19 protein-coding genes are annotated in these 22,469 nt (G+C 73.8%); 10 read left to right on the top strand and 9 right to left on the bottom strand.

Translation table 11 applies throughout. From position 1 onward, the window contains the following. Nucleotides 1–23: 23 nt before the first annotated feature. Nucleotides 24–3,425 carry a CARDB domain-containing protein gene (locus ACZ402_RS13360; RefSeq protein WP_375823328.1) on the bottom strand — a complete coding sequence of 1,134 codons (3,402 nt, stop codon included), beginning with the start codon at nucleotides 3,423–3,425 and terminating at the stop codon, nucleotides 24–26. Between the two features lie 270 nt (nucleotides 3,426–3,695). Between ACZ402_RS13360 and ACZ402_RS13365 the strand changes: the two genes are divergently transcribed. Continuing rightward, complete coding sequence (locus ACZ402_RS13365) at nucleotides 3,696–3,938, top strand: YciI family protein (RefSeq protein ID WP_375823327.1); 243 nt, start codon at nucleotides 3,696–3,698, stop codon at nucleotides 3,936–3,938. A gap of 49 nt (nucleotides 3,939–3,987) precedes the next feature. Here the strand turns inward: ACZ402_RS13365 and ACZ402_RS13370 are convergent, their stop codons facing one another. Continuing rightward, complete coding sequence (locus ACZ402_RS13370; RefSeq protein WP_375823326.1) at nucleotides 3,988–4,908, bottom strand: LysR family transcriptional regulator; 921 nt, start codon at nucleotides 4,906–4,908, stop codon at nucleotides 3,988–3,990. Here ACZ402_RS13370 and ACZ402_RS13375 point away from each other — a divergent pair. Next, nucleotides 4,907–5,452: a GNAT family N-acetyltransferase gene (locus ACZ402_RS13375; protein WP_375823325.1), complete on the top strand. Its 546-nt coding sequence runs from the start codon at nucleotides 4,907–4,909 to the stop codon at nucleotides 5,450–5,452. The two genes, ACZ402_RS13370 and ACZ402_RS13375, sit on opposite strands and share 2 nt — an antisense overlap. 23 nt (nucleotides 5,453–5,475) lie before the next feature. Here the strand turns inward: ACZ402_RS13375 and ACZ402_RS13380 are convergent, their stop codons facing one another. Genes ACZ402_RS13380 through ACZ402_RS13390 form a run of 3 tightly spaced genes read right to left on the bottom strand, consistent with a single transcriptional unit; the run spans nucleotide 5,476 to nucleotide 7,734 of the window. Further along, the gene (locus ACZ402_RS13380; protein WP_375823324.1) at nucleotides 5,476–6,717 is read right to left on the bottom strand and encodes an RNA polymerase sigma factor; all 1,242 of its coding nucleotides are present in this window, start codon (nucleotides 6,715–6,717) and stop codon (nucleotides 5,476–5,478) included. Then, complete coding sequence (locus tag ACZ402_RS13385; RefSeq protein ID WP_375823323.1) at nucleotides 6,714–7,037, bottom strand: YciI family protein; 324 nt, start codon at nucleotides 7,035–7,037, stop codon at nucleotides 6,714–6,716. The genes ACZ402_RS13380 and ACZ402_RS13385 overlap by 4 nt, the downstream gene beginning before the upstream one ends. A gap of 46 nt (nucleotides 7,038–7,083) precedes the next feature. Beyond that, entirely contained in the window at nucleotides 7,084–7,734 is a 651-nt protein-coding gene (locus tag ACZ402_RS13390) for a dihydrofolate reductase family protein (protein WP_375823322.1), read from the bottom strand. Between the two features lie 234 nt (nucleotides 7,735–7,968). Between ACZ402_RS13390 and ACZ402_RS13395 the strand changes: the two genes are divergently transcribed. Beyond that, on the top strand, nucleotides 7,969–8,367 hold the full coding sequence (locus ACZ402_RS13395; RefSeq protein WP_375823321.1) for a nuclear transport factor 2 family protein: 399 nt from the start codon (nucleotides 7,969–7,971) through the stop codon (nucleotides 8,365–8,367). Between the two features lie 215 nt (nucleotides 8,368–8,582). Here ACZ402_RS13395 and ACZ402_RS13400 read toward each other — a convergent pair whose 3' ends face one another. Both ACZ402_RS13400 and ACZ402_RS13405 read right to left on the bottom strand, forming a co-directional pair. Further along, on the bottom strand, nucleotides 8,583–9,320 hold the full coding sequence (locus ACZ402_RS13400; protein WP_375823320.1) for a cation efflux transmembrane domain-containing protein: 738 nt from the start codon (nucleotides 9,318–9,320) through the stop codon (nucleotides 8,583–8,585). Continuing rightward, nucleotides 9,317–9,652, bottom strand: a complete 336-nt coding sequence (locus tag ACZ402_RS13405; RefSeq protein WP_047230949.1) for an ArsR/SmtB family transcription factor — start codon at nucleotides 9,650–9,652, stop codon at nucleotides 9,317–9,319. Before ACZ402_RS13405 ends, ACZ402_RS13400 begins: the two co-directional genes overlap by 4 nt. Before the next feature lie 193 nt (nucleotides 9,653–9,845). Between ACZ402_RS13405 and ACZ402_RS13410 the strand changes: the two genes are divergently transcribed. The 3 genes from ACZ402_RS13410 (at nucleotide 9,846) to ACZ402_RS13420 (ending at nucleotide 13,086) form a co-directional block, all read left to right on the top strand. Continuing rightward, nucleotides 9,846–10,259 (top strand): ArsR/SmtB family transcription factor, encoded by a 414-nt coding sequence (locus tag ACZ402_RS13410; RefSeq protein WP_375823319.1) that lies wholly within the window; start codon nucleotides 9,846–9,848, stop codon nucleotides 10,257–10,259. Continuing rightward, nucleotides 10,256–11,293, top strand: coding sequence for a cation diffusion facilitator family transporter (locus tag ACZ402_RS13415; RefSeq protein ID WP_375823318.1), 1,038 nt, complete (start codon nucleotides 10,256–10,258; stop codon nucleotides 11,291–11,293). Before ACZ402_RS13410 ends, ACZ402_RS13415 begins: the two co-directional genes overlap by 4 nt. Nucleotides 11,294–11,421: 128 nt before the next feature. Then, nucleotides 11,422–13,086 carry an ATP-dependent DNA ligase gene (locus tag ACZ402_RS13420; protein ID WP_375823317.1) on the top strand — a complete coding sequence of 555 codons (1,665 nt, stop codon included), beginning with the start codon at nucleotides 11,422–11,424 and terminating at the stop codon, nucleotides 13,084–13,086. Between the two features lie 6 nt (nucleotides 13,087–13,092). Here ACZ402_RS13420 and ACZ402_RS13425 read toward each other — a convergent pair whose 3' ends face one another. Next, a complete protein-coding gene (locus tag ACZ402_RS13425; protein WP_375823316.1) occupies nucleotides 13,093–13,713 on the bottom strand; it encodes a hypothetical protein in 621 nt (206 codons plus the stop codon). 288 nt (nucleotides 13,714–14,001) lie between these two features. After that, entirely contained in the window at nucleotides 14,002–19,131 is a 5,130-nt protein-coding gene (locus tag ACZ402_RS13430; protein WP_375823315.1) for a glycoside hydrolase domain-containing protein, read from the bottom strand. Between the two features lie 269 nt (nucleotides 19,132–19,400). On the opposite strand from ACZ402_RS13430, the gene ACZ402_RS13435 reads away from it, so the two are divergent. The 4 genes from ACZ402_RS13435 to ACZ402_RS13450 all read left to right on the top strand — a co-directional run bounded on the left by ACZ402_RS13435 (nucleotide 19,401) and on the right by ACZ402_RS13450 (nucleotide 22,464). Further along, on the top strand, nucleotides 19,401–20,297 hold the full coding sequence (locus ACZ402_RS13435) for a DUF4397 domain-containing protein (protein ID WP_375823314.1): 897 nt from the start codon (nucleotides 19,401–19,403) through the stop codon (nucleotides 20,295–20,297). Then, nucleotides 20,294–21,013 carry a class F sortase gene (locus tag ACZ402_RS13440; RefSeq protein ID WP_375823313.1) on the top strand — a complete coding sequence of 240 codons (720 nt, stop codon included), beginning with the start codon at nucleotides 20,294–20,296 and terminating at the stop codon, nucleotides 21,011–21,013. Before ACZ402_RS13435 ends, ACZ402_RS13440 begins: the two co-directional genes overlap by 4 nt. Nucleotides 21,014–21,143: 130 nt before the next feature. Continuing rightward, a complete protein-coding gene (locus ACZ402_RS13445) occupies nucleotides 21,144–21,716 on the top strand; it encodes an RNA polymerase sigma factor (protein WP_375823312.1) in 573 nt (190 codons plus the stop codon). After that, nucleotides 21,700–22,464 carry an anti-sigma factor domain-containing protein gene (locus tag ACZ402_RS13450; protein WP_375823311.1) on the top strand — a complete coding sequence of 255 codons (765 nt, stop codon included), beginning with the start codon at nucleotides 21,700–21,702 and terminating at the stop codon, nucleotides 22,462–22,464. The genes ACZ402_RS13445 and ACZ402_RS13450 overlap by 17 nt, the downstream gene beginning before the upstream one ends. The last annotated feature ends 5 nt before the right edge of the window (nucleotides 22,465–22,469 follow it).

The raw sequence follows: 22,469 nt of genomic DNA on the forward strand, positions 1-22,469 counted from the left end.
CCAACCTCGTGTTCGGCGAGGCCTTACTGGCCCGTGAACGTGAACTGCGAGCCGGGCTCCTTGGCGACGTCGCCGTCACGCGAGTTCGTGACGGTCACGTTCGACAGGATCGCGTTGCCGCGGGCGCCGCCCATCGCGAGGATGCCGGAGCCGTTGTTGGACTGGTCGATCCGGACGTTCATGATCTTCACGTCCGGCATGTTCCCGCCACCGTTCTTGAACTGGATGCCGTCGTACGTGGAGTCGACGATGTCCGTGTCGCGGATGGTGACGCCGACGATGTCGTGCGTCTGCGGGAAGATCGTGATCGCGCCGAACTCCTGGTCCTCGTTCCAGAACGCCCCGCCGGTGCGGTAGAGCCCGTTGTTGGCGATGAGCGTCGTCCCCGAGAACGGCAGGGGGTCGTGGTCGGTCGCCAGCATGATGCCGGGGTAGTTCATGGTGTCGTAGACGAGGTTGTTCTCGATCGAGTTGTCGTAGCCGCCGTAGATCGCGATGCCGTTGGCGCGCCACGGGAGCTGGACGGTGTTGTTGCGGAACGTGTTGGAGTGGCCGATGTCGACGGCCCGGTCCTTCACGTACGGGTTGGCCCAGACGGCGAGCGCGTCGTCGCCGGTGTTGCGGAACGTCGAGTTCACGACGAGCGAGTTGCGCGTCCCGTTGCTGAAGTTGATGCCGTCCGCGTAGGTGTTGCGGATCCGCATGCCGGAGAAGACCAGCCCGTCGCCCGGGTTCCACAGCTCCGGGATGTTCGAGTAGTCGCGCCCGACCCAGACGCCGACGTTCGCGTGCTCGATCCACACGTTGGTGATCTTCGTGTTCTTGCCGAACCGGCCGTTGAGGCCGACGCCGCCCTCCTCCTGGGCGTTGTTGCCGCGGATCGTCCCGGAGCCGAAGATCGCGATGTCGGAGATCTGGGTGTTGTCGTCGATGTCGAACCCGAAGTTGCCCTCGTGCGGGTGGTTGATGACGCCCGGGGCCAGGTGCGGCGGGATGAGGCTGTAGAGCTGCGAGTGCCACATGCCCGCACCACGGATCGTCACGTCGCGGATGCCGACCTGGTTGTGCATGCCGCGGTCGAGCGGGTCGTCGGTGAGGATCTTCTTCTCCTGGCGCCACTGCCCCGCGGGGATCCAGACGCAGTCGATCTCCCCGTTCTGGTTCGCGGTGACGGCGGCCTGGATGGCGGCGGTGTCCTCGAGCCCGTCGTCCGGCACCGCGCCGTACTCGGTGATCGACGTGCACTGCGCAGGCTTGGCCAGCGGCGGCGCGACCTGCTCGAGCTCGACGAGGTCGATGACGTAGAACGCCGCGTCGTCGCCCGCGTCGCGCTGGAGCCGGAACACCGTCCCGGCCGGGAACGACCGCCCGAGCAGCGCGTGCGACTCGTCGAAGAGCCGGCGCGCGTCCCCGCCCGGGGTGTTGACCAGGCCCTCGGGCTGGTCGGTCGTGCCGTAGAGCCAGGCGTGCTTCGACGAGAGCGTCAGCTTCTGCACGAACTGGCCGTCCGCGTAGAGGCTGATCGTCTTCTCCTGGCCTCCGCCACCGGGGGCGTCGGGGATCGAGTTCCGCACGACGATCGAGTTCGTCGCGTTGGTGGAGGTGAACTGGACGTACTGGCCCGTGCTGGTCAGGCGCACGGACTCGCGGCCCGACGACTCGGTCGCGAAGTTCGTGTGGCCGAACGTGCGCAGCGCGTCGGTCTGGAGCAGCGTGCCGGTGTACTGACCGTCCTCGGCCTCGTACGTCGTGTACGGGACGGCGGCGCCGCGCCCGACGGTCACGGCGAGCGTGCCGGTGTTGTTGTCCTCGTTCGTCTCGGCGACCACGCCCGTGGCGTCGGCCGTCGCGGTCACGGTGACCCCACCGTTCGTCGCGGTCCACGAGCCGCTCGGCGTGACGGTGACGGTCGCGCCCGCGGGGACGGCGGGCGTCGTGCCGTTCAGCGTGGTGGACCCGGCGACGACGCGCGTCACGGACCCGGCCGCGACCGGCTGGTTGCCGCGGTTGCGCACCTGGACCGAGAACGTCACGACCGAGCCGACGGACGGGTTGGCCGGGTTCGAGGACACCGAGACGACCTCGAGGTCCGGTCCGGGCGCCTCGCCCACGACGAGCTTCGCCGGTGCCGTGAACGCGTTGTCCGTCTCGTCCTGCTCGACGACGGTGTTCGCCGGGTCGACGACGGCGCCGACCGTGTACTCGCCCGCGGGCCGCGTGCCCGCAGCGACCTGGACCTGCGCGCTCGCGCCGGGCTGGAGCGCGGCGACGGCGGCGGAGCCCGCGGTCGACCCGCCGAGCCTCCCGTCGAGCGTGGTGGCCGACGACGCGCGATCGCCCGTGTTCTTCACCGTCGCCGTGAGCGTCACGGGGGTCGTCGCCGTGGGCGACGCCGGGGACGCGGTCACCGCGGTGACGGTCAGGTTGGGGTTCGGCGCCGGGGCGCCGTAGACCTCGAGCTCCGCGACCTGACCGTTGCCCGCGCCCGTGTTGCCGGTGAAGCGCAGGCGCACGTCGGTCGCCGTCCCGGTCACGGGGACGTCGACGAGGTTGCCGCTGCCCGGCGCGAACGCGTAGCCGGCGGACGCCTTGAGCTCCTGCCAGGCGCCCGTGCCGGTGCGCCCCCACACGGAGAACGTCTGCGTGCGCGGGCCCCACGCGGCGTCGGGGTTGAGCCGGACGCGCACGCTGCTGAGCTGCGTGGGCGCGGCGAGCGCGACGTCGAGCGTCGACGGGTACTGCCCGCCCGCGCCCTCCCAGTACGTGGTCGCGCTCCCGTCGACCGCGTTCGCCGCGACGAACTGCCACTCCGTCGACGAGGCCGTCGCGGGGCGGCTCTTCGCGTAGTTGGTGCCGGTCGGGTCCGTCGGGTCCGTCGGGTCGGTCGGGTTCGTCGGGTCGGTGCCGCCCGTGGGTGTGCCCCACACCTGGAGCTCGGACACCTGGCCATTGCCCGCGCCGGTGTTGGCAGTGAAGGCGAGGCGCACCTCGTCGACCTCGGCGTCGAGCGGGATCTCGACCGTGTTGCCGCTCGCCGGGTCGAACCCGTACGCCGCCGACGCCTTGAGCGTGCGGAACGCCGTCTCGCCGTCGGAGCGGCCGAGCACGCTGAACGCCTGGGTGCGCGACGACCACACGGAGGGCGGGGGCAGGGTGACGACGACGCGGTCCACCTCGGCCTCCGCCCCGAGGTCGACGGTGAGGTGCGACGGGTACTGGTCGCCCGCGCCCTCCCAGTAGGAGCTCGCGTTCCCGTCGTTCGCGTTGCCCGCGACGTACGTCTCCGTCACCGACGACGCGGCGATCGGCTTGCCGAGCGCCAGGTTGGTGGCGTCCGCGGCGTGCGCCACGGCGACGACGCCGAGCGGCGCGACGAGCGCCACCGCGGCGCCTGCCACGACCGTGTGCTTCCAGGGGGTTCTCATGAACGTCCTCGTTCTCCCGCCGGGGCGGGCTCGTCCACCCGCGGGCAACGGTGCCCGACGGCGGGCGCGACCGTGCCGGCGCCGCGCCACCGTCACGGGTGGGTCGGGTCAGGGCTGGTTCAGGGTCGGGACCGGGCCCGAGGTCGGATCCGGTCAGCCGGGTGCCACGAACGACCCGTCAGGGATGGTCACCGGTCGGACCCGTGGCGGCATTCGAGAGTTGCAGCGTGTGCACTGCTTTGTGCTGAACTTCTGTCAACTTCTTGCGTCGTGCAGTACGGACGTTACGAGACGGACATCCGGGGCGTCAAGGGTGGGCGCGGAGCGAGTTCCCGGCGTGACGATGGACTGGACCGGGAACCCACGTACCCGCAGACCGCGCGGATCGAGGGCGGCTACACCGTGCTGGAGCTGCCCACGCGCGACGAGGCGCTCCGGTGGGCCGCGAAGATCGCCGTCGCCTGCCGGTGCCGACAGGAGGTGCGCGTGTTCCAGGACGACCCCGAGACCTGACGGCACCCCGGCGCGGCCGTGCGCACCGGCGCCGTCGATCCCCGTGCTGCTACCCGGTGGTGCGCGTGAGTCCGGCGGCCGCCACGGCCGCGTGCAGCGCCGCGCGTGCGGCGGCGACCTCCGGGTGCGTCCGGGAACCGCGACGGTAGGCCAGCGAGGTCCGACGACGGATGGCGAGCGGCGTGAGCACCACGCCGGCGGGAGGGCTCCCGGCCGCGAGGTCCGGCACGAGGGCGACCCCCTGCCCGGCCGCGACCAGCGCGAGGACCGCGCCGAAGTCGTCCGCGTGGTGACGGATCGCCGGAGCGTAGCCCGCGGCCTCGCAGGCCCTGACGGTCAGCGTGTGGCACAGGGTCCCGGGCGTGCCGGCGATCCAGGGCGCGGCGCGACGCTCGGCGAGCGGCCCGGCGTCCAGGGCGGCCAGGTGGACCGTCTCCTCCAGCAGCGGCTCCGTCTCGACGCCGGGCCCGACCGTGAGCGGGACGTGGTCGTACTCCTGGACCAGCGCGACGTCGACCGCGTCGCCGCGCAGCGCGGCGGGCACCGTGGCGGGGTCGAGCTCGGAGACCAGGAGCCGCAGCCCCGGGTGGTCGGAGCTCAGGCGCACGACGGCGGGCGTGAGCAGGGTCGGCACGGCCGTCGGGAAGACGCCGATGCGCAGCGTCCCGCGGAGCGTCGTGGCGGCCGAGGCGAGGTCGGCCTCGGCCTCACGCAGGACCTCGAGGATCCTCTCCGTGTGCCCGACGAGCGTCACCGCGGCCGCGGTGAGCCGCACCCGGCGGCCCGACCGCTCCAGGAGGGGCACCCCGGCGTCGCGCTCGAGCGCGGAGAGCTGCTGCGACACGGCCGAGGGAGTGTAGGCGAGCGCCTCGGCCACGGCGGCGATGGTCCCCCGGTGCGAGAGCTCACGGAGCAGCCGGAGCCTGCGGACGTTGCCCCCCGGGTCCGCACGCGTCGAGAGTGTCGGCATGCTGATCAGACGCGAGCGACCGTCCGACGTCCCGGCGATCCGGGCGGTCACCGCGGACGCCTTCTCCGCGGTCGAGCACGCCGCCCCGTCCGTCGAGCCGGACGGCGCGCCCGGCGAGGCCACCCTGGTCGGGTGGCTGCGCGAGGACGGCGGGTGGGTCCCGGAGCTGTCGCTGGTCGCCGAGACCGGGCGCCCCGATCCGCAGGTGGTCGGACACGTGGTCGCCACCCGTGGGCGGCTCGCGGACCGGCCTGCGCTCGGGCTCGGGCCCCTCAGCGTCCGTCGCGACCACCAGCAGCGCGGGGTCGCTTCCGCGCTGATGCACACGATCCTCGGTGCGGCGGACGCGCCGGGCGAGCCCGTCGTGGTGCTGCTCGGGGAGCCGGCCCTCTACTCCCGGTTCGGGTTCGTGCCCGCGAGCGCCCTGGGGATCGAGGCTCCCGAGCCGGCGTGGGGCGACTACTTCCAGGCACGCACCCTGAGCGCCTGGCGCGACGAGTACGCGGGCCGGTTCACCTACGCCGCCCCGTTCGACCGCCTGTGACGTGAGCAGCGGACCGGACGTCGCTACCCCAGCCCGTCGCGGCGACGGGCGAGGGCTGCCGACTCTGCGGCGTTGCCGGCGAGGTCGACGGCCCTGTCGTACGCCTCGCGAGACCGTCGACCGTCGCCGAGCCGACGAAGCAGGTCGGCACGTGTGGCGTGGTAGGCGTGATAGTCGGCGAGCTCGTCGTGAAGCCGTTCGACGGCTGCCAGTGCCACGTCGGGGCCGTCGAGCTCGGCGACCGCGACAGCCCGGTTGAGGGCGACGATCGGTGAGGGGTCGAGCCGACCCAGCTGGTCGTAGAGGGCGAGGATCTGTGACCAGTCGGTGTCGCGGGCGTCTCGGGCGTCGGTGTGGACGGCGCTGATCGCGGCGAGGATCTGGTAGCGCCCCGGGCGGGTCCCGCCGCGGGCGGCGGCGAGACGCTCACGCACCAGCTCGTGGCCCTCGGCGATCAGGGCCGCGTCCCACGTCCTGCGATCCTGCTCACCGAGAGAGATCAGCACCCCGTCGGCCGAGACCCGTGCCGGGCGGCGAGCGTCGGTGAGGAGCATCAACGCCAGCAGCCCGGTCACCTCGCCGTCCTCGGGCAGGAGGGTGCGGATCAGGCGTGCGAGCCGGATCGCCTCGTCGGTCAGATCCTGACGCACGGGATCAGCATGCGGCCCGGTCGCCAGGTAGCCCTCGTTGAAGATGAGGTAGAGGACGGCGAGAACGCCGGCGACGCGGACGGGTAGGTCCTCGGCAGCCGGCACGCGCCAGGGGATCCGCGCAGCCGTGATCTTGGCCTTCGCCCGGGTGATCCGCCGGCCCATCGTGGGCTCCGGGACGAGGAAGGCGCGGGCGATCTCGGGCATGGTCAGACCGCCGACCATCCGCAACGTGAGCGCCACCCGGGTCTCCATCGCCAGGGCCGGGTGGCAGCAGGTGAAGATCAGCCGGAGCCGGTCGTCGTCGATCACCCCGAGAGGCTCGGGCGGAGCGTCGCCGACCAGCATCAACGCCTCCCTGTGCTTGCCCTCGCGCTTGTTCTCGCGGCGGATGCGGTCGACGGCCCTGCGGTTCGCGGTGGTCGTGAGCCAGGCCCCGGGGCGAGGAGGCACGCCTCCCGACGGCCAGCTCGTGACGGCGGTCGCGAACGCGTCCGCGGCGGCCTCTTCCGCGATGTCGAGATCGCCGAACCGTCGGGTCAGGGAGGCGACCACCCGGGCCCATTCCTCTCGGTAGGCACGGACGATCGCTGCGTCGACGTCGAGGCCGGTCACGCGAACGGCCGCACTTCGACCTTTCGGTCGCAGATCTTCGACGCCTCGGCGGCGAGCCGTAGCGCCACGTCCAGGTCGGGCGCCTCCCACACCCAGACGCCCGCGAGGTACTCCTTCGACTCCACGTAGGGGCCGTCCGTGACGACCGCCCGCTCGCCCCGGTTGTCGACGACCGTGGCCGCGGCGGTCTCAGCGAGTCCCCCGGCGAACACCCAGTACCCCTCGGCCATCAGCCGCTCGTTGAACGCGCTGATCTCGGGCCGCCGGTCGGCAGCACCGGGCTCGGTCGAGTCGTCGATCACGGAGATCAGGTACCGCATGCGCACGCTCCCTCGTGTGTGTCCTGCAGATTCTGCGGCATGCCGCTCAGCCGTTCCGCACGACGCGACCGCGCGCGTCGGTCACGACGTGCTGCGGGCGGCCGGCCGGCCGGAAGACCTGGGTCGTCACGCCCTTGGTGTCCGTGCGCGACCAGACCAGGTCCAGCGACGTCTCCGGCCCGACGTCCGGGAACAGCCTCCTCCCCTGACCGAGGACTACCGGGACGGTGATCAGCGTCATCTCGTCGACCAGGTCGTTCTCCAGCAGGCAGCGCGTGAGCACGCCGCTGCCGTGCACCTGCAGCTCGCCTCCCGGTGTGGCCCTCAGCCCACGGACGGCGTCCACGACGTCGCCGGACAGGACGGTGACGTTCGACCACGTCGCCTCGGTGAGCGTCCTCGACGCCACGTACTTGCGTCGTCCGTGGAGCGCGCGGCTCACGGGCTCCCACCCGGGGACGTCGTGCTCCCCCAGGGTTCCCCACGAGTCGGCGAACACCTCGTAGGTCCGGCGACCGAGCAGGAACGCGTCGGCGCGCTGGTAGGTCTCGTTGATGAACCTGCGGGTCTCGTCGTCGCCCTTCCCCCGGGCCCACCCGCCCCGGTCGAACCCGCTCCTGCGGTCGTCCTCGGTCGTGTGACCGTTCCCCTGCATCACACCGTCGAGCGTGATCTGCGTCGTCGTCGTCAACTTCATGCCCGTGGCCCTTCGCCTGGCGCCGCCTCCGGTAGTGGGCAGCCTCACCACTTCGACGAACGCCACGGCCCGGATCCGACAGGTCCCGGCAGAGATCTCCGACGAGCGTCCGTGCCGAGACCGATGACAACGCGGCGGCGGTCCGGTCTCACCGGGCGTGACCTCGGTCGGCCGACAGCCACGCACAAGGGGGCCACGAGCGTGCCCAGAATCTCCCAGAGAAGGAAGGCCATCATGACGAAGCCCGTCGACGCGAGACTGACGACCAGCGAGGTCATCGACCGCTTCAACCGAGCGTTCCAAGAACGGGACGCCACGCTCCTCGTGGACATCATCGACCCTGACTGCGTCATGGAGAGCGTCCAGCCAGCGCCGGACGGTACCCGCGACGAGGGCTATGACGCGTCGTTCAGCTCGTGGAAGGCGCTCATCGACGACACGAGCAGCCATTTCGTGGTCGAGGACGTCCACACCGGTGACGAGTGGGCGATCGTCCGGTGGCGCTACGTGTGGGGCACCGGCACCGACGAGTCGGTGCGCGGCGTCAACGTCATGCGAGTCGTCGACGGCAAGATCGTCGAGGCCGCCGGCTACTCGAAGACCGCTCCGGTCGTCGCCGCCCTGGAGACGTGAGTCTCCCGGGCCCCGGGGCCTGCGGACCGGCCACGGCCGCGGCGCCTCTGTGCTTCGTCGAGCGCGTCGTTCCGCCGGCCGGTCATGGCCGAGCGAGGCGAGCGCGACGACGGCGACCCCCGCCGCGACGAGCCACAGCGGCACGCGGCGGCGCGCCGGTGCTCCCGAGGCGTTCACGTCGTGATCGTGGGGCCCCGCGGCACGGGCACGAACGCTCAGGGGTGCGACGTCGGCCCGTCATCCTGGGGTGCGCAGCACCCGTCGGCGCAGGTGTCTGCCTCGCCCTCGCCGACGAGCGCCGAGACGGGGGCGCAGCACGCGTCCCCGCGCCAGGCCTCGACACCCTCCTTCACCGCGACGGCCGCGATGACGAGCGCGGCGAGCGGGTCGGCCCAGGACCACCCGAGCGTCGCGTTGAGGACGAGCCCGACGAGCAGCACCGCGGACAGGTACGTGCACAGGAGCGTCTGCTTCGAGTCCGCGACGGCGGACGCCGACCCGAGCTCGCGGCCCGTGCGGCGCTCGAACCAGGACAGGAACGGCATGACGGCGAGGCTCACCGCGGCGAGCCAGATGCCCACGACGGAGTGCGCGGGCTCCGCCGCGCCGAGGAGCGACCGGACGGCGTCCACGGAGACGAAGACGGCGAGGCCGAAGAACGAGACGGCGATGACGCGCAGCGCGGACCGCTCGCGCCGGTGCGGGTCGGGCGCGGCGAACTGCCACGCGACCGCGGCGGCGGACAGCACCTCGACGAGCGAGTCGAGCCCGAACCCGACGAGCGCGGCCGAGGACGCGACGCGGCCGGCGGTGATCGCGACGACCGCCTCGACGACGTTCCACGAGATCGTCGCCGCGACGACCCACCGCACACGGCGCTCGAGCACGGCACGACGCGCGGCGGTCGGGGCGCCGGGACCGGGCGGCGTGCGGCCGATCGAGACGGAGGTCATGAGCACGTGCACCCGTCGGGGCCGCAGCACGTGGGGTCGACCTGGACGACGAGCCGCAGCAGGTCGTCGAGGGCCGGCGCCAGGTGGGGGTCGGCCAGGCGGTACCAGGTGCGACGGCCGTCCGGGATCGCCTCGACCAGACCGCACCCACGCAGGCAGGCGAGCTGGTTCGACATGACCTGGCGTGAGACGCCGAGCGCGTCGGCGAGGTCGGACGGGTAGGCCGGAGCCTCCCGCAGCGCGAGCAGGACGCGCGTGCGCGTCTCGTCCGACAGGGCGTGCCCCAGCCGCGCGAGCGCCGCGGTGTGGGTGAGCGTGACCGTCTCGACCATGAGCGCGACAGTACATGCTCCCCTGTATTCAGGAAACCCTGTACCGAGCACGACCACCTCTCCGCGGCCGCAGCCCCCGACCCACCCGGCGCCCGAGCCGCCGAACCCGGGGTTGCTCCTCAGGGCGCGGCGGCTGTGGGGAGCAACCCCCGGTTCGGCGCCGTGGTGGAGCTCGCTCCGTTAGTATCTGCGTATGCGTGAAGATACGAAGGGGTGCACCTTCGGGGTGGAGAGCCAGTACGTCGAGCTCGCGACGGAGGTGTTCTCGCTGCTCGCGGACGCGACGCGCGTCCGGATCGTCCTCGCCCTGCGTGACGCCGAGCTGCCGGTCAACGCGCTCGCGGAGATCGTCGGCAAGTCGCCGACGGCCGTGTCGCAGCACCTCGCCAAGCTGCGCTGGGGTCGCATCGTCCGCGCCCGCCAGGAGGGCAACCGTGTCTTCTACTCGCTCGTCGACGAGCACGCGCGCACGCTCGTGACCCAGGCCGTCTTCCAGGCGCAGCACGCCGTGGACGACCACCCCGCGCACCACGCCGACGACGCGCACGCGGTCGACGGGTCCTCCCCCGCCGCCGGGGCCGCCACGTCCACGGCGGCGGACCGATGAGCACGACCCGCCCGGCCGTCGTCGGTCACGACCACGACCACGACCACGACCACGACCACGACCACGACCACGACCACGACCACGACCATCCTCACCCGGGTGGGCTGCGCGGCTGGCTGCACGAGGTGTTCGTGCCGCACTCGCACGACGCGGCCGACTCGATCGACGACGAGCTCGTCGCGAGCGGGCAGGGCATCCGGGCGGTCAAGGTGTCGCTCGTGGTGCTCGGCGCGACGGCCCTGGCGCAGCTCGGCATCGTCGCGGTCAGCGGTTCGGTCGCGCTGCTCGCGGACACCGTCCACAACCTCTCCGACGCGCTCACGGCCGTGCCGCTGTGGATCGCGTTCGTGCTCGGCCGCCGCGCGGCGACGCGCCGGTACACCCACGGGTACGGCCGGGCCGAGGACCTCGCGGGCCTGTTCATCGTCGCGATGATCGCCCTCTCGGCGGTCGTCGCGGGCGTCGAGTCGGTGCGACGCCTCGCGGATCCGCAGCCTGTGGACAACCTCGGCTGGGTGATCGCCGCGGGGGTCGTCGGGTTCGCGGGCAACGAGGCGGTCGCCGTGTACCGCATCCGGGTGGGGCGCCGCATCGGCTCGGCGGCGCTCGTCGCGGACGGCGTGCACGCGCGCACCGACGGGATCACGTCCCTCGCGGTCGTGCTCGGCGCGCTGGGCGTCCTCGCGGGTCTCCCCCTCGCGGACCCGCTCGTCGGCCTGCTCATCACCGTCGCGATCCTCGTGCTCCTGTGGGGCACCGCGCGCGACGTCGGGCGCCGGCTCCTCGACGGCGTCGACCCGGACCTCACGGACCGCGCGCGCCACGCGCTCGACGGCGTGGACGGGCTGGAGGGCGTGGACGACGTCCGGCTGCGCTGGTCGGGGCACCGCCTCGCCGTCCAGGCGCGCGTCCTCGTGCCGCCGCAGACGCCGGTCGCCACCGCCGACCAGGTCACGGCCGCCGCCGACACGGCGCTGCGACGCGCACTGCCGTCGGTCGGGACGGTCGACGTCGTGGTGGCGCCCACTCGCTGACCGGCCACGCGCCGGGTGCCGCCGAACCCGGGGTTGCTCCCCACGGGACCTCGATCGTCGGGAGCGACCCCGGGTTCGGCGCCTGAGGGAGCGCGGGCGGGCGTGGGTGGTCGGCGTGAGGATGGAGCATGCTGCTCGCCGAGGTCGCCGCCACGTCCGACGCCGTCGCCGCCACCCGCTCGCGCCTCGCCAAGCGCGCGGCCATCGCGGACCTGCTGCGCCGCGTCGCCGCCGACGTCGGCACGGCCGGCACCGCCGGCAACGCCGACGGTACCGACGGCCGGAGCGCGCGCGACGAGGTGGAGATCGCCGTCGCGTACCTCGCGGGCGAGCTGCGGCAGCGGCGCACGGGACTCGGGTGGCGCTCGCTGCGCGACCTGCCCACCCCGGCCGAGGAGCCGAGCCTCACCCTGACCGCGGTCGACGCCGCGTTCGCCCGCATGGCCGACCTCTCCGGCCCTGGCTCGGCGACGGCCCGCCAGGCCGAGGCCGCGGCGCTGTTCGGTGCCGCGACGGCGCGCGAGCAGTCGCTCCTCGCGGGGCTCGTCTCGGGCGAGCTGCGGCAGGGCGCGCTCGACTCGGTCGTGGTCGACGCCGTCGCCGAGGCCGCCGGGGTGCCCGCCGACACGGTGCGCCGCGCGGTCATGCTCGCGGGCGCGACGGGGCCGGTCGCGCGTGCCGCGCTGACGGCCGGGAGCCCCGAGGCCGCGACCGAGGCCCTCGCGACGTTCCGGCTCACGGTGGGCCGTCCCGTGCGGCCGATGCTCGCGCAGTCCGCGCCCGACGTCGCCGCCGCGCTCGAGAAGCTCGGCGCGGGACCCGGTGGCGACGGCGAGGGCGACGCCGAGGGCGAGCACCCGCCGTCGGGCACCGCGGTGGCCGTGGACGTGAAGCTCGACGGGATCCGCATCCAGGTGCACCGCGACGGCGACGACGTGCGCGTCTTCACGCGCTCGCTCGACGACATCACCGAGCGCGTCCCGGAGATCGTCGCCGCGACGCGGTCCCTCCCGGCCCGGGCGCTCGTGCTCGACGGCGAGGCGCTCGTCGTCGGGCCCGACGGCGTCCCGCGCCCGTTCCAGGAGACCGCCGCCCGCTCCGCGACCCAGGGCGAGCGCAGCGCCGCCGAGGAGGCCGAGCTCGCGGCGTCGCTCGAGCTCTCGCCGTTCTTCTTCGACGTGTTGCACGTCGACGGCCGCGACCTGCTCGACGAGCCGCTGCGCGACCGGCTCGCGGTGCTCGACGACGTCGCGGGCCCCCACGCCGTGCGGCGCCTCGTCACCGACGACCCCGCCGACGCGGCCGCGTTCTTCGAGGGCGCCGTGGCCGAGGGTCAGGAGGGCGTCGTCGTGAAGTCGCTCGACACCCCCTATGCGGCCGGGCGGCGCGGCGCGGGGTGGGTCAAGGTCAAGCCGCGGCACACGCTCGACCTCGTCGTGCTCGCGGTCGAGCAGGGCTCGGGTCGCCGCCGCGGGTGGCTGTCGAACATCTGGCTCGGCGCGCGCGACCCCGACGGCGGGTTCGTCATGCTCGGCAAGACGTTCAAGGGCATGACGGACGAGATGCTGGAGTGGCAGACACGCCGCTTCCGGGAGCTGGAGACCTCCGACGACGGATACGTCGTGCACGTGCGACCCGAGCAGGTCGTCGAGATCGCGTTCGACGGACTCCAGCGGTCCACCCGCTACCCCGGCGGCCTCGCGCTCCGGTTCGCGCGCGTGCTCCGATACCGCGACGACAAGACCGCCACCGAGGCCGACACGATCGACGCGGTGTGGGCACTCGCGCGGTAGGCGCGGTCAGTCCGGACGGATCGGTCGGTCCGGATCGGCGAGCCGGACGGCGCCGTGCCGGTCGACGAACGCCCGGCCGCCGGACGCGTGGTCGTACACCTCGACGTCGTCCTCCGGGGTCACCGTGACGGTGAACATGTGCCGCTGGCCCCCCGGTGCCGGCGGGTACGGCCGGAGCGCATATGCACCTCTGTTCGCCCGCACCGTCTGCTCTGGCGTCAGGCGCGCCCACGAGAGGCGTTCGCGCAGCCAGGACGGCTGCGTCTCGACCGACCGCGGGAACCGTTCGAAGTCCCTCGCGTAGTCCTCGGGGCCCGGGGGCGGCAGGAACCACGGCTCGGTGTCGAAGTCGTACGACACGCCGACCTCGCCGTCGGCGCGCACCGTTAGCGAGATCGTGAACCAGGCGCCCAGGCCGGCCGGCGCGGTAGCGGACCGCAGTTTCGCGAGGGCCTCCTGGAAAGCCGGGGACGTCGGCTCCTGCGCGCGACCCGGTGGCCACCCGCCGACGAGCGACACGTGCGCCTGCGTCCGGTCGGCCACGACGGACGCGCGATACGACAGCTCGTCCCAATGCTCTGTCTGGGCCGCCGCCAGCTCCTGCACCAGCACCGTCACCAGACGCATCTGAGCGTCAGCAGCAGGCGACTCGTCGGCGGCGGGTCGTCGCGCGCCGCGCCCGCCGAACGGCCACCGTCCTCCGCGCGGGCTCACGGGCGACCCTCCCCGACCCGCACCGGAGCGAGCCCCGGCGTCCTGACCTCGACGACCGTCATCGCACGCCTCCCCGTCGCCTGGCCCCGGACCGGGACCGACCTCCGCGCATTCTGCCGCACGCCAGGACCCGCCCGTCCGCGGAGACGCGCGTGCCCGCGTCACGGCACGAGGCCGTGACGCGGGCACGTCGGGCGCGGGTCAGCAGGTCGGGATCGTGACCGTCTGCTCGACCGTCTGCTCGCCGTCCGGGCCGGTGGCGGTCACGGTGACCACGAGGTCACCGGTCGCGCCGCGCGCGGCGAACGACTGGTAGGCGTTCGCCCCGGGCGCGACGTCCGAGAACGTCTTGGCCCCGAGCGCCGAGGCGAGCTCGACGTCCACCGCGGCGTCGGAGACGTTCACCGCGCGGACCGCGATGTACGGCTTCCCGGCGAGGCAGCGCGGGCTGAGCGTGACCTCGACGAGCTCGACGTCGGCCGGCTCCTCCAGGGCGTCGATCGCGCCCTGGAGCGCGAGGCGTGCGTCGCGCAGCGCCGCGTCCGACGCCGCGGCGTCGTCCCGGGTCTCGGTCGCCGCGGCGAGCGCCGTGCGGAACGCCTGCCACGACTCGGGGCTGTACCCCTCGTCGGTCAGGGCCTCCGCGCTCGTCACGAGGTTCTCGAGCCGACGACGCTCGGCCGGCACGAGCTGGTCGGTCGCCAGCCCGAGACGGCGCGCCCGCTCGTCGACCTGCGCCTGGGCGGCACCGGCGTCGGCGAGCAACGACCGCGCTGCGGCGAGCTCGCGCGAGAAGACACCCGCGTCGATGCGGCCGTACCGCTCGATCTCCGCCTCGAACGCCTCGGCGCCCTCGATCGACGCCGCGAGCGCGGCCGTGTCGGTCGGCGGGACCTCGACCTCGTAGGCGTCGGTGAAGAACCGCATGCTGTCGAGGTTCGCGACGTACGGGTGGTCGGCGTACGCCTCGGTGGACAGGCGCACCCATACCTGGTGCGTGCCGCGCACCGTGCTCGGCAGGTCGACGACGGCCGTGCCGTCCGTCGTCCAGCTCGACCCGGTGTTGGCCAGCGGGACGGTGACGAACGGCTCGCCCGGGTTCGCCGGGTCGAACGCGTCGAGGTACACCGACAGCGCGGAGTTGCGCCCCGACCGGTTGGAGTTGTGCACGTAGTGCACGGAGAGCTGGTCGAGCGCGGCGGAGCCGAGGTCGATCTCGCCGTACGCGAGCCAGTCGCCGTCCGCGGTCCCGCCGACGTTCGTCACCGGCCCGCTCGTCCAGGTCGAGCTCTCGTTCTTGAGCCCGCGGCCCGAGTTCGAGGTCCAGGCCTCGGACTCGACGACGACCGACGTCGGGCCGCCCGGCGCGAACGTCAGGCTGTCGAGGTTCGCGACGTACGGGTGGTCGGCGTACGCCTCGGTCGTCAGGCGCACGAACACCTCGTGCGTCCCCTGCACCGTCTCCGGCAGGACGACGGTCGCCGTCCCGTCGGCGGTCCAGCTCGACCCGGTGGTCGGCAGCGGCACGGTGACGAACGGCTCGCCCGGGTTCTCCGGGTCGAACGCGTCGAGGTACACCGACAGCGCCGAGCTGTTCCCGGACCGGTTCGAGTTGTGCACGTAGTGGACCGACAGCTCGCCGAGCGGGAGCTCACCGAGGTCGACCTCGCCGTAGGCGATCCAGTCGCCGTCCGCGGTCCCGCCGACGTTCGTCACCGGCCCGCTCGTCCACGTCGAGGACTCCTTCTTGAGCCCGCGACCGGAGTTCGCGGTCCAGTCCTCGGCCTCGATCGTCACCGTCGGCGACTCGCCCGGCTGGCCCGGGGCCGCCGGGTCCTCGGTGCTGAACCGGAACCAGTCGAAGTTGCCGACCCAGCTCCGGCCCGACGGCGCGAGCAGCTCGAACGTGACGGCCTTCGCGTCGACGAGCGCCTGCACGTCGCCGAGCTCCGCCGTCACCTCGGTGTACTTGCCCCAGCCGCTCGTGCCCTTCAGGTCCACGGTCGCGACCACGGGGCCGTCGACCTCCCCCGCGTGCACGCGCACGGTGCTCGGCGTGTCCGTCGGGGCGAAGTTCGTGTCGTACCGGACCGTGAGGAAGCGCGGCGGGGTGTCCCCGGCGGCCGTCTCGAAGGTCATGTCGCGGTACTGCACCCACGACCCGGAGCGCACGCCGCCGAGGTTGCCGGACGAGCTGTTCGCCTCGTTCTTCAGCTCCCCGCCCGACCACGCCTCGGACTGCTCGGCCTCGAGCGTGCGGTAGCCGCCGCCCGTGAGGTCGAGCGCGTCGATCGCCGCGCCCAGCCGGTCGGCGGCGAACCGCAGCGCGATGCTCGTCGCGGCCTCGTCCGCGAGGGCGTCCTGCGCCTGGGTCAGCGCGGTGGAGAACCGGTCGAACGTCACCGAGGAGTAGTTCCCGTGCCGCACGAGCACGGCGTCGTCGACGAGACCGGCGAGCGCGTCGCGCTCGGCGGACGCGGCGGACAGGCGCAGCGGGGAGAGCACGGAGACGCCCTGGCCGCGGAGCGACGACGCGGCGACGCCGTCGGCGAGCGCGCCGTCGCCCAGGTGGACGTAGAAGCGCGCGTCGGCAGACGCCGTCCCGGTCAGGGAGACGGTGAGCGCGGTCGGTGACGTGACCGTCACGGCCGCCGTGACGCCGTCGGGCAGCCCGACGACGCTCGCCGCCCCGCTCGCGACGAGGTCCGTGCCGACGGACGCGGCGAACCGCGCGCCGTCGAGCGTGAGCGTCACGGTCGCGTCGAGCGCGCCGCCGTCGCCGGTCTGCACGGTCGTCGGGTCGGCGCTGACGCGCGGCCCCTCGGCGGGCTCGTCGGAGGCGGTGCTCATCGAGAACGCGGGCTCGGTGTCCGTGCCCCAGTCGCTCGGCTGCTCGCCCATGCGGAACGCGAGGTCCGCGCCACCGATGACGGTCGCGTAGTCGACCCACGTGTTGCCGAACGGTGCGCCGTCGAGCGTCGCGGACTGGACGTAGAACGCGTCCTCGGAGACGCCGTCGGCCGTCACCGTGAAGGCGCTGCCGTCGTCGTACGTGATGGTCGTGGAGTCGAAGAACGGCGACCCGATCTGGAACTCGTCCGACCCGGCGGTCACCGGGAACAGGCCGACCGCCGCGGCGACGAACATCGTCGACATCGTGCCGGCGTCGTTGTCCATCGTGGGGAGCATGCCGCGCGGGTCGAGCTGGTAGACCTTCGTCTTCACGGGCGGCGTGAACTCGCCGCCGCCGCTCGGGACCGCGCTGGAGGAGCCGGTCGCGATGTACCGGTTCCAGGTCTCCTTCGTGTAGATCGCGCGCGCCCACTTCTGGGTGAGGCTCGGCTCGCCCGTGTAGTTGAACAGGTACGGCGCCTGCAGGTCGATCTCGTTGGCGTTCGAGTGGAGCATGGCCTTGCCGTCGTCCGGCGCGTGCTCGCCGAACATGTGGCGCATCGCGAGGCGGGCCGCCTCGGGGCCGCCCATCGCCTCGATCAGCGCGTCCATGTCGTACGCGTCGTACCAGTGGTACTGCCAGAGCGTGCCCTGGTAGAGGCTCGCGGCCTCGAACTTCGCGTAGTCCGCGGTCTGCCACGAGCCGTCGGCGGCGCGCGGCGTGAGCAGGCCGACCTGCGTGCCGTCGGCCGCGGTCCACGCGCCCGGCTTGGTGAGCTTCTCGATGGGCCACGACGCCTGCTCGCGCATCGACTGCGCCTCGTCCGTCAGGCCGAGCTCGTCCGCGATCACGGAGAGGCCGTACTGGTCGTAGCCGCGCTGGACCGACGCGCCGGGGTTGCCCGCCACGTAGCCGCGCTGGAGCTCGTCCGCGCTGTACTGCCCGGCGAGCCGCTTGAGCGCCGGGTATGCCTCGTCGAGGCGGTCGAACCCGTCGAAGCCCTTGGCGATCGCGTCGGCGACCACGACGGACGACCGCTCCCAGCGGACGGTCGGGACCGAGTGCACGAACCCGCCGAGGCCGCTGCCCGTGCCGGTCGCCTCGGCGTCCGCGAAGAGGTAGACGAGCGACTGCACCATGTCGCGGTACAGCGCCGGGTCGATGTAGGCGATGACGGAGAACTTGCGGAAGTCGTCCCACGTGGCCCACGAGTCGTAGTACGTGAAGCCCTGCGCCGCGTGCACCGCGCCGTCGACGCCGCGGTACGTGCCCGACGTGCTCGTCGCGTTCATCGGCATGGCGAACATGCGGTAGAGGTGCGTGTAGAAGAGCTGCTGGAGCTCGCCCGTCGGGTCCGTCGCCGTCGAGGCGTCGATCGCGACCCGCCCGAGCGTCGCGTTCCACTCGGCCCGCGTGCGGTCACGGATCGCGTCGAAGGACAGCTCCCCGAGCTCGACCTGCTGGTCGATCCGCGCCTGCTCGACGCTCACCGGCGACAGCGTGACCTGCAGGCCGACGTCCCCCGCGTCGGCCGGGTCGAACGTGAGGACCGCGCCGGTGTCGACGCCGTCCTGGGCCGTGGCGTCGACGAGCTTGTCGTCGTCGCCCCAGGTCTGCACCGTCGCGGGCTGGAGCGTGCGCGCGGTGTAGTACAGCGTGTACGCGGCGTTGTAGAAGTAGCCCGTGACCTGCCCGGACAGCTCCACGGTGCCGTCCGCGCGCGTCTCGACCTGCACCGAGGACGACCGGCGGCTCGTGTTGTTCGTCTCCAGGTCGACGACGAGGCTCGGCGTCGAGCCCTCGGGGAACGCGTAGCGGTGCACGCCCGAGCGCGTGGTCGCGGCGACCTCGGCCTCGATGGTGCCCGGCGCGGCCGCGATGGCGCCGTCCTTGCCCGCGGTGTTGCCGAGCCCGACGGAGTAGAAGCCCGGGCCGGCCTGCTCGTCGTCGTGCGAGAAGGTGTGCGCGTAGGTGCCCGTGCCCGGCCGCGCGGTGTACGACCCGGAGGTCGGGACCACGAGGATGTCACCGCCGCCGCCGGAGCCCCCCACCCCGTCGAGGTTGGTGTGCGTGAAGCCCGAGATCTTCGACTGCGCGTAGTCGTAGCCGGTGTTGTTGCGGCCCGGGGTCGTGCGCGGGTTCACCTTGGCGAGGCCGTTCGGTGCCTGCGCGGCGGGCATGTCGTTGCCGAAGTCGCCCTCGGTGCCGACGAACACGTCGACGAGCGATGCGAGGTCGCTCTCGGCGGAGGGCGCCGCGGGGGCTGCGACCGCGGCGGCGGGCGGCAGGACGCCGACCGCGAGGGCCGCGGCGAGCGCCCCGGCGAGGGCTCCGCCGAGCCGGCTGCGGCGGCCTCGTCGGGGGTGGGGGTCGGACGTCGGGCTGGCCCCGCGTCGTCCGACAGCGCTGTCAAGACGCGCGGCAGATGGTCTGGCCACGAAAGCTCTCCTTGGGGGGTCGTGCCGAGGCTGCTCCGCCTCGCCGCGCCCACGGTACGTGCCGGACCGGGCCGCCTCAAGACCCCGTCCGCGAAGTTCACCTGCCCGACGGGCGCGGTTCCCTGCCCCGACACCGGTCTGCCGAGCGCCCGCGGCCGTCCGAGAACTCGTGCCGAGACGCTGCATCCGCGCGGGCCTCCCCGCCGGAAGAGGGGGTGTCAACAGCCCGAGCGCCCGGTCCCGACCGGGCCCCGCAACCGGAGGACACCATGCACCGCACCGCACGACGCAGCGCCGCGCTCGCAGGCGCAGCCACCCTCGTCACCACCCTCGCCGGGGTGGGAGCTCTCGCGCTCCCGGCCCACGCCGCCACCGCCGACGGCGCCTCCCTCTCCGTCCTCCACGGCGTGCCCGACACCCCCGTCGACGTCTGGGTGAACGACGAGCTCACGCTCGACGACTTCCAGCCGGGCGACCTCGCCGGCCCGCTCGACCTCCCGGCCGGGTCCTACAGCGTCGCGATCACCGCGCCGGACGCGACCGACACGAGCTCCCCGGTCATCGGCCCGGTCGACCTCGAGCTCGCGGCCGGGACGAGCTACACCGCCGTCGCGCACCTCGACGCGGGTGGCGATCCGACCGCGACGCTCTTCACCAACTCGACCGAGCCGACGGCGGCCGGCCAGGGCCGCCTGACCGTGCGCCACGTCGCGGCGGCGCCCGCGGTCGACGTGCTCGCGGGCGGCACCGCGGTCGTCACGGGGCTCGAGAACCCGAAGGAGGCCGTGCTCGACCTGCCGGCCGGCACGGTGTCGGCGTCGATCGCCGCCGCGGGCACGACGGACCCGGTGCTCGGGCCGGCCGACCTCACGGTCGCCGAGGGCGTCAACACGATCGCCTACGCGTGGGGCAGCCTCGAGGCGGGCAACCTCGCGCTCGCCACGCAGACGGTCGAGGGGCTCCACTCGTCGCCGTCCGGCGTGCCCGCGGGCCTCTCCGGCCTCGCGGCCGAGGCACCGAGCAGCACCGCCACGGGCATCGTGATCGCGTTCGGCGCGTCCCTGTTCGGGCTGCTGCTCGTCGCGGCGGTCGTCATGCTCGCGCGCGCATGGCGCGAGCAGCACGCGCACGCCACGCACCCCGTCCGGAGCGACCGGGACGCATGACGCAGCGCACGAACCCCGGTCCCGTGCGCCCCGCCCGGGGTGCGCGGGACCGGCTCCTGACCCTCCTGGGGGCGGTGCTCGTCACCGCAGCGGTCGTCGGCGGATGTTCCCCGCCGTCCGCCGACGAGCCGGCCGACGGACTCCTCGGACCGACGGCCGACACCCCGCCCGTCCCGGCCCCCGGCCGGGGCGGGGCGGGGACCGCAGGCCCGTCCGGGCCCACCCGGGACGTGCCCGTCCGACCAGCCCAGGACGTGCCCGACCCCGCGCCGCCCGCGCCCACGCGCGTCGTCGTCGCCGACCTCGACGTCGACCTCCCCGTCGAGCCGGCGGGCGTCGACCCCGAGGGCCGGATGGCCCTGCCGGGCAGCGGGGACGTCGCCGCGTGGTACCGGTTCGGCCCGGCACCCGCGAGCCCCGCCGGCACGACGGTCGTCGCGGCCCACGTGGACGACCCCGACGGCGTCGGGCCGTTCGCCCGGCTCGCGGAGATCACGACGGGAGCGCGCGTCGACGTCGTCGACGCGACGGGCGCCTCGTACACCTACACAGTGACGGACGTGCGGAGCGTCCCCAAGCCCGACGTCCCGCTCGACGAGCTCTTCGACCGCACGGGCGAGCGCCGCCTCGTGCTCGTGACGTGCGGGGGCGCGTGGGACCGCAACCGGCGCTCGTACTCGGACAACGTCGTCGTGACGGCGACGCCCGTCCGGTGACGCCCCTCGTCGGCAGGCGCCCGCGGGGCGCCCCGCGAGCGTACGACCGCCCCGGCGCTACGATCGCTGCTACCCGCTCGCCGCTGCCGCCCGCGCGGTCGGCGCCGACCCTCGAGGACCCGCCCTGAACGTGACCGAGACCGGGACGCCCGACCCGGACCTGTGGCGACTCGGCCGCGCGTTCGCGGACGGCGACGAGGGCGCCCTCGCGGAGGCCTACCGGCGGTGGTCCGCGCTCGTGCACACCCTGGCCCTGCGGTCGCTCGGCACGCGCGCCGACGCGGAGGACGTGACGCAGCAGGTGTTCGTCGCGGCCTGGCGCGGCCGGTCGCGGTTCGACCCCGACCGCGCGCGGCTGCCCGCGTGGCTCGTCGGGATCACGCGGCACACCGTCGCCGACGCGCACGAGGCCCGCGCCCGGGTGCGACGGTCCGAGCAGGCGGCCGCGACGGAGCCGCGGCCCGCCGTGGACGAGGACGCCGACGTCGGACGCGTCGCCGACCGCGTGCTCCTCTCCGACGAGCTGCGGCGGCTCGGCGATCCCGGCCGGACGATCCTCGAGCTCGCGTTCTTCCGCGACCTGACGCACGTGCAGATCGCCGAGGAGCTCGGCCTCCCGCTGGGTACGGTCAAGAGCCACGTACGACGGAGCCTGATCCGGCTGCGCGACCGATTGGAGGTGGACGGTGCAGCACATCGATGACGAGACCCTCGCGCTCCTCGCGCTCGGCGAGGACGTGCTCGACGACGACGCGCGCGCGCACCTCGCCTCCTGCGCGGAGTGCGCCGACGCCGCCGCCCGGCTCGCGCGCGTGGCCGACGCGTTCGACGGCGCCGACGCGCCCGACGAGCTCGTCGAGCCGCCCCCGGCGGTGTGGTCCGCGATCCGTGCCGAGCTCGACCTGCCTACGGCGAGCACGGACCTCGACGAGCCCGCCGCCGTCACCCCGTCCCGTGCCGACGCGCCGGACGGCGAGCGCGCGGGGGCCGTCGTCGTGCCGCTCGCACCGCGTCGCCGACGGGTCTGGGTACCGGTCGCGGCGGCCTCGGCCGCGCTCCTCGTGGGCGTCGCGGGCGGCGTCCTGTGGGAGCGGCGCGAGGCCGAGCCGCCCGAGACGACGGTGGCCAGCGCGACGCTCGACCCGCTGCCCGACTGGGAGGACGCGAGCGGCGACGCGCGTGTCGAGGAGCAGCCCGACGGGCGGCGCCAGGTCGTCGTGACGGTCGATGCGCCGGTGCCCGAGGGCACGTATCGCGAGGTGTGGCTCCTCGCCGAGGACCTCAGCGGCCTCGTGAGCCTCGGCGTGCTCGACGGCGCGGAGGGCCGGTTCGACCTGCCCGACGGCCTGGACCTCACGCAGTTCCCCGTCGTCGACGTCTCGGAGGAGCACTTCGACGGCGACCCCGCGCACTCGGGCGACTCCGTCGTGCGGGGACCGCTCGACGTCTAGCCTCG

The organism is Cellulosimicrobium sp. NPDC030954 (assembly GCF_055571305.1).